The organism is Streptomyces sp. NPDC030809 (assembly GCF_055572195.1).
Window position 1 is genome coordinate 155,917 of the sequence record NZ_JBVIDV010000001.1, and the last position, 6,342, is coordinate 162,258.

A 6,342-nucleotide genomic window follows, 5' to 3' on the forward strand; every position below is an offset into this window, starting at 1 on the left:
GCCCGCGGGTCCATGGACAAAGATCGGCCATGCATGGACGGAGGAACGGGCCGGTGTATCACACGTGGATGCGGTACTTCACGCCCGGACCGGTGCACCACCGGCTCGGGCTGGTCTGCCTCGGGGTGGGCCTCCAGTACGGGACGCTGCCGCCGGTGGGGCCGCGCACGCTCGACCACCACGTGGCGGTGGTGGTGTCGGCCGGCGGCGGCTGGTACCGCACCCCCGACGGGACCCGGCTGCGGGTCCGCGCCCCGGCGCTGATCTGGCTGGTCCCGGGCCGGGAGCACGCGTACGGGGCGGATCCGGTGACCGGCTGGGACGAGTGCTTCGTCGACTTCACGGGCCCGGCGGCGGCGACGTACACCGAGCTCGGTTTCATCGAGCCGGACCGGCCGGTGGTCCCGCTGGGGGACGCGGCGGGGGCGCGGGCGGTGGTCGGCCGGATCGCGCGGGCCGCGCACCGGGGCAATCCGCTGCTGGAGGTGGAGTCGGCGGCCGCGGTGCACGAGCTGCTCGTGGTGCTCCGGCGGGCCCGCGCCGACACCGCACCCGACGGCCATCCGGTGCTCCAGGCCCTGACCCGGGACGCGTTCCTGCCGCTGTCGGTGGCCGAGCACGCCGCCCGGCACGGGATGAGCCCGGCGGAGTTGCGGACGGTGGTGCGGCGGGGCTCCGGATGCAGCCCGAAGGACTTCCTGCTGGGCATCCGGCTCGGCCGCGCGAAGGAGCTCCTGGCCGCCACGGACCTGCCGGTGGCGGCGGTGGCCCGCCGGGTGGGCTACCACGATCCCGGCTATTTCTCCCGGCTGTTCACGCGCCGGGTGGGGGTGGCGCCGGTGCGCTTCCGCGAGCAGCAGGGCCGTACGGTGCCGGGCGGCTGGTCCCACCAGGTGCCCGATCCGTCCCGGCCGCCGACCCTGGGCCCGGCCGCCGCGGCGGCCGGCGACCCGGCGGCCTGAGGGGGCTGACCTGCGACAAGAGGGGTGCCCTTGAGCCCACCGGCGCGGAACCGGGCGCTCCGTGCACCAGAATGTGAGCGGGAGGCGTCCACGGAGAAGCGTCCACGGAGAAGGCAGAACGACATGGCACGGATGGACCTGCGGCCGCATCAGCGGGAGGCGGTCGACGCCGTGCTGCGCGCTCTGGCGCTGCCGCCGCGCGCCCCGCACACCCGGCGGGGGCTGCGCACCCAGGTGATCATGGCCACGGGCTCGGGCAAGACGCTGGTGGCGGCGCGCGCCGCCGAGGAGCTGCGGGCGCGGCGGGTCCTGGTGCTCGTGCCCTCACTGGACCTGCTGACCCAGTCCGCGGCCTCCTGGCGGGCGGCCGGGCGGCACGGGCCGGTGCTCGGGGTCTCCTCCCTGCGGGAGGCGGACGCCGGCTTCCCGAACACGACCGACGCCGGGCAGCTGGCCGCCTGGTGCCGGGGGGCGGACCGGGTCACGGTGTTCGCCACGTACGCCTCCCTGGGCCTGGGCACCATCGAACGGGCGCACCGCGCCGGGCTGGCTCCGTGGGACCTGGTGGTCGTGGACGAGGCGCACCGCACCTCCGGGCGGATCGGCAAGGCCTGGGCGGTGGTCCACGACAACGAGCGGGTGCCCGCGGCCCGGCGGCTGTACATGACGGCCACCCCGCGGCTGTGGCAGGCGGGCGAGGAGGAGCCGGCCGGACGGGCCGGGCGCCCGGGCCGGGGCGCCGACGGGGCGGGGCGGGGCGAGCTGGTGGCCTCGATGGAGGACGACCCGAACGGCCCGTTCGGCAGCGTCTGCCACGAGCTGACCCTGTCGGAGGCCATCGACCGCGGGATCGTCGCCCCGTACCAGGTGGTGTGCGTGGACGTGACCGACCCGGGGTTCCAGGCTGCGGTGCTGCTCGGGGCGGACGCCCGCTCGGACGCGGTGCGCGGGGCCCGGCTCGCGGCGCTCCAGACGGCCGCGGTGAAGGCCGCCGCCGAGGAGGGGCTCGGCCGGACCCTGGTGTTCCACCAGCTGACGAAGGAGGCGGAGGCCTTCGCGGCGGGCCTGCCGGAGGTCGCGAAGCGGCTGCACCGCACCGACCGGGCGCGGTTCCCCCGCGAGGTGTGGGCCGACTGGCTGTGCGGGGAGCACCGTCCCGCGCACCGCAAGGAGGTGCTGGACGAGTTCGCGACCGCCCGGAACGCCTTCCTCAGCTCGGTACGGGTCCTGGGCGAGGGCGTGGACACGCGGTCCTGCGACTCGGTGTTCTGGGCGGACGTGCGCGGCTCGATGCCGGACCTGGTGCAGGCGGTGGGCCGGGCGCTGCGGATCCGGCCGGGCGAGGGGAAGGTGGCCTCGCTGGTCGTGCCCGTCCTGCTGGGCCCCGGCGAGCGGCCGGACGACATGCTGACCTCGCGGGCGTACGGTGACCTGGCCCGCCTGCTGGAGGCGCTGCGGGCGCACGACGCGCGGGTGGTGGAGGCCCTCGCGCAGCCGCAGGCGCCGGGCTCGTACCAGCCCACGGGCCGCGGGGCGGGCGCGGCGGGGCGGCAGACGCTCAGCGGGCCGGCGCGCGAGCTGCTGAAGTTCTCGGTGCCGCGGGACCCGGCGGCGCTGGCCGCGTTCATCAACCTGCGCATCCTGAGCCCGGAGACCACGCACTGGAACCGGGGGCTGGCGGCCGCGGCCTGGTACGCCGTGGAATACGGGGACCTGCGGGTGCCGTTCGGGTACCGGACGCCGGAGGGCCCCTCGGCCCCGGCCGGGCTGCCGGCCGGCTTCCCGCTGGGCCAGTGGGTGGCGGACGCCCGGCGCGCGCACAAGACCGGCCGGCTCTCGACGGAGCGGGTGGCGCGGCTGGACGCGCTGGGGATGGTCTGGTCGCACTTCGACGTGGCCTTCGAGGAGGGCCTGGCCGCCGCGCGGGCCTGGGCCGCCGAGCACGGCCACCTGCTGGCACCGCTCGACACGACCTGGCACGGCTACCCGCTCGGGGTGTGGCTGAAGAACAACCGGGCGGCCGCCCGCCGCGACCCGGAGTCCCCGGGGGCGCTGTCCGAGGAGCGGCGGCAGGCCCTGGAGGCGATCGACGCGGGCTGGTGCCCGGACTGGCCGATCTCCTGGCAGCGCTGCTTCCGCCTGGTGCGGCTGCACACCGAGGCCGGCGGGCGGGTGCCGCAGGCCGCCGGGGAGAGCGTGGTGCAGGGCGAGGACCTCGGGGCCTGGGTGCAGGCCCAGCGGCTGGGCTGGGAGGATCTGGGGCCCGCCCGGCAGTGGCTGCTGCGGCACATGCTGGGCATCGGCCCGGCGAGCGAGGAGGAACGGCCGCCGCCGCGGGTGCCGCACCCGGAGAAGTGGGCGGCGAACCTCGCGGCGGCCCGGCAGTTCGCGGAACGCGAGGGGCACCTGCGGGTGCCGCGCACGCATGTGGAGACGGTCGGCGGGGAGGCGTTCCGGCTGGGTGCGTGGATCGCCAACGCCCGCAGCAGGGCCGCCCGGTTGAGCCCGGAGCGGGTGGCGGAGCTCGATGCGCTCGGCATGCGGTGGGCCGAGCCGTGGGCGGCGCGGCGGTAGCGGGCGGCTGGGGCGGCCGGGGGTTCAGGAGGCGAGCGGGAGGCCGGCGACCAGGCGGAACGCGCCCTGCTCGCGGCGGACGTAACCCTCGTGGGTGAGGGTCCTCAGCAGGTGGTAGGTGGTGGGCAGCGGGATCCCGGTGAGCCGGGACAGGCGCTTGGCGGTGGCCGGGCCTTCGGCGTGCAGGGCCTCCACGAGCCGCAGGGCGCGCTGCACGGAGCCGATGAGGGTGGGAGCGGAGTCCTTCGTGGAGTGGTCGGTGTCGGTGTCGATGTCCATCAGTACTCCCCCTGATGCGAACGAACGGGACAGACCTGCCACGCCGGTACGACCGGACGTCACCTGCCATCAAAGTCCTTCCGGTGCCGCCTGACCAGCGGACTCGCGTGCACCCGACCGTAAGATCATCTAATGCTCGATGCGCGGAAGATGAAGTTCCGCGCCGGCGCACCCCGGTCCCGGCGCGTCGTGCGGACCGAGCGGGCGTACGTACCGCAGGCCGGGCGCGCCCCCGACGTCGGCCGGTCCGGCGGCCCGGAAGCCGGTGCGCCGCAGCACGGCCGCGGAGGCCGGATTGTCCGTCGCCACCAGGGCCGTGAGCCCGGTCAGGCCGTACTCCTCGTACGCGCGCCGGCAGACGAGCCGGACGGCGGCCGTGGCCAGGCCGCGGCCGGCGGCGCGTTCGGCGATGCGGTAGCCGAGTTCGGCGTTCCCGTCGGTGACGTCCACGAGGTTGACCCGGCCGAGGACGGCGCCGCCGGGGCCGAGCAGGACGTGGAAGTGGCAGAGTCCGGTGGCCTGTTCGGCGAGGAGGGCCTCGTGGCGCGGGGTGTAGTCCGCGAAGTAGGCGTCGCCGCGGTCGGGCACCGAGCGGGCGAACCAGGCCCGGTTCTCGCGCTCGAAGGCGAGCACCGCCGCGGCGTGCTCCGCCGCGAGCCGCACCAGCACGAGCCCCGCGCTCCCGGCGGTTCCGCCCCTCCCGTCCGTCCCGTCCGTCCCGTCCGTCCCGTCCGTCCCGGATGCGTTCTCCGGCATGTCGCGCCTCCCCCGCAAGCCCTCCTGCCCGACGGGGCCACCTTACGGGGGGCCGGTCCGGCCCGCGGGCTCAGCCCTCCGCGGGGGGCGTCAGGACGCGGGCCACCAGGGCGTCGATCAGCTCCTCCGCGGGGTACGCGTCGAGGATGCCGGGAGCGGTCAGGTCGTCCACGATCAGGCCGAGCATCGCGAGGTACAGGAGGACCACCCCGGTGCGCTCGCCGGGCAGCCCGCTGTCGAGGTGGAACCGGATGTTCGCCTCCAGCTCCAGGCGGAGGAACGCGGTCAGCTCGGCCTGGAGTTCGGGTCGGCGGGTGGCTTCGAGGCGCAGCTCCAGCATGGCGATGTGGACGCTCCGCTCCCGGCGCATCCGCGCGAGGAGGCCGCGGAGCAGGGCGCCGGTGTCGAGGGGGCCGGCCAGCTCCGCCGGGTCGGGCACGAGCCGCTCGCGGGTGCGGTGCAGCACCTGGGCGAGCATCTGTGCGCGGTTGGCGAAGTAGTTCGAGGCGGTTCCGGTGGGCACCCCGGCCTCGGAGTCCACCGCACGCAGGGTGAGCCCGCGGGAGCCCTCCCGTGCGAGCACCTCGATCGCCGCGTCGAGGAGCGCGGCACGGCGGCCCGGATTGTGGCGCATGGGGACCTCTCGGGGATGGGACGTACGGAGGAGGGCCGAGGCCACTGCGCTTGCAGTGGCACTCACCGTGCACGTTAACCGATCGGAGGACCGCAGTCCGCCGCCCCGTCCGCCGGCCCGGTGTCCCGCCCCTCGAACGCGGGGCCCGCCGGACCCGTCCCGGGTGGTTGACTGGCCCCATGAGTGAGCTGTTCATCAAGATCTGCGGGCTGCGGACCGAGCGGGACGTGGACACCGCCGTGCGGGCCGGGGCCGACGCCGTCGGCTTCGTCTTCGCCGCCAGCCCCCGGCTGGTCGACGCCGCCACCGCGCGGCGGCTCGCGAAGCGGGTCCCCGAGCACGTGCTGACCGTGGGCGTCTTCCGCGGGCAGCCGCTGGACGAGGTGCGCGCGCTCACGGAGGAGAGCGGGGTGCGGGCCGTGCAGCTGCACGGTGACGAGGGCCCCGAGTACTACGCGGCGCTGCGCCGGCCGGGCCGCACGCTGCTGCGGGCCACGGCCACCACGGGACTGCCCCTGGAATGCGGCGGGTTCGGCGAGGACCTGCTGCTCCTCGACGCCCCCGACCCCGGCTCGGGCAAGCCGTGGAACTGGGGCTCCCCGGACTTCACCGCCCCCGCGGGGCGCTGGCTCCTGGCGGGCGGCCTGACGCCGGCCAACGTCGCCGAGGCGGTGCGCGCGGTTGCGCCGTGGGGCGTGGACGTCTCCAGCGGCGTCGAGAGCGCGCGCGGCATCAAGGACCCCGCCCTCATCGAATCCTTCATCCACGCGGCCCGCACCACCCCCTGACCCACCGGGCAATCCGCCCCCGCGCACAGTCCAGCCCCTCCGGCGCGGGGCGGCCCACGGAGCGGGCCAAACCCAGCCCCTCCGGCACTTGAGGAGCGGGGTTCGGGGCGGAGCCCCGACACAACGGGCCGCGCCGGCCCACCGGGCGGGGGCAAACCCAGCCCCTCCGGCGCTTGAGGAGCGGGGTTCGGGGCGGAGCCCCGACACGACGGCCCGCGGCTGCCCACCGGGCGGGGGCAAAGTCCAGCCTCGCCGGCGTTTGAGGCGCGGGGTTTGGGGCGGAGCCCCAAGGCAACCCGGCTGGCGCCGGGCAACGGGATTCTCCCTGCCACACGCCCCCCCCCCCCCC

Annotated in this window: 5 protein-coding genes and 1 pseudogene; 3 read left to right on the forward strand and 3 right to left on the reverse strand. The window is 76.3% G+C overall.

Annotated features, from left to right (window positions below):
* Positions 1 to 53: 53 nt before the first annotated feature.
* Positions 54 to 962, forward strand: a complete 909-nt coding sequence (locus ACZ407_RS00690; RefSeq protein ID WP_468124300.1) for a helix-turn-helix domain-containing protein — start codon at positions 54 to 56, stop codon at positions 960 to 962.
* A 123-nt stretch (positions 963 to 1,085) separates the two neighbouring features.
* Positions 1,086 to 3,536 carry a helicase associated domain-containing protein gene (locus ACZ407_RS00695; protein WP_468124302.1) on the forward strand — a complete coding sequence of 817 codons (2,451 nt, stop codon included), beginning with the start codon at positions 1,086 to 1,088 and terminating at the stop codon, positions 3,534 to 3,536.
* 57 nt (positions 3,537 to 3,593) lie between these two features.
* Here ACZ407_RS00695 and ACZ407_RS00700 read toward each other — a convergent pair.
* The 3 genes and pseudogenes from ACZ407_RS00700 to ACZ407_RS00710 form a co-directional block, all read right to left on the reverse strand.
* Positions 3,594 to 3,815, reverse strand: a pseudogene (locus ACZ407_RS00700) (helix-turn-helix domain-containing protein); the annotation flags it as partial.
* Between the two features lie 129 nt (positions 3,816 to 3,944).
* Positions 3,945 to 4,571 (reverse strand): GNAT family N-acetyltransferase, encoded by a 627-nt coding sequence (locus ACZ407_RS00705; protein ID WP_468124303.1) that lies wholly within the window; start codon positions 4,569 to 4,571, stop codon positions 3,945 to 3,947.
* Positions 4,572 to 4,641: 70 nt separating this feature from the next.
* On the reverse strand, positions 4,642 to 5,205 hold the full coding sequence (locus ACZ407_RS00710) for a TetR/AcrR family transcriptional regulator (RefSeq protein WP_468124304.1): 564 nt from the start codon (positions 5,203 to 5,205) through the stop codon (positions 4,642 to 4,644).
* Positions 5,206 to 5,384: 179 nt separating this feature from the next.
* Between ACZ407_RS00710 and ACZ407_RS00715 the strand changes: the two genes are divergently transcribed.
* The gene (locus ACZ407_RS00715; RefSeq protein WP_468124306.1) at positions 5,385 to 5,993 is read left to right on the forward strand and encodes a phosphoribosylanthranilate isomerase; all 609 of its coding nucleotides are present in this window, start codon (positions 5,385 to 5,387) and stop codon (positions 5,991 to 5,993) included.
* Positions 5,994 to 6,342 lie beyond the last annotated feature (349 nt).

Coding starts and splice junctions, on each gene's coding strand:
- ACZ407_RS00695 (WP_468124302.1), top strand. CDS start 1,086: ATGGCACGGATGGACCTGCGGCCGCATCAGCGGGAGGCGGTCGACGCC.
- ACZ407_RS00710 (WP_468124304.1), bottom strand. CDS start 5,205: ATGCGCCACAATCCGGGCCGCCGTGCCGCGCTCCTCGACGCGGCGATC.
- ACZ407_RS00715 (WP_468124306.1), top strand. CDS start 5,385: ATGAGTGAGCTGTTCATCAAGATCTGCGGGCTGCGGACCGAGCGGGAC.
- ACZ407_RS00705 (WP_468124303.1), bottom strand. CDS start 4,571: ATGCCGGAGAACGCATCCGGGACGGACGGGACGGACGGGACGGACGGG.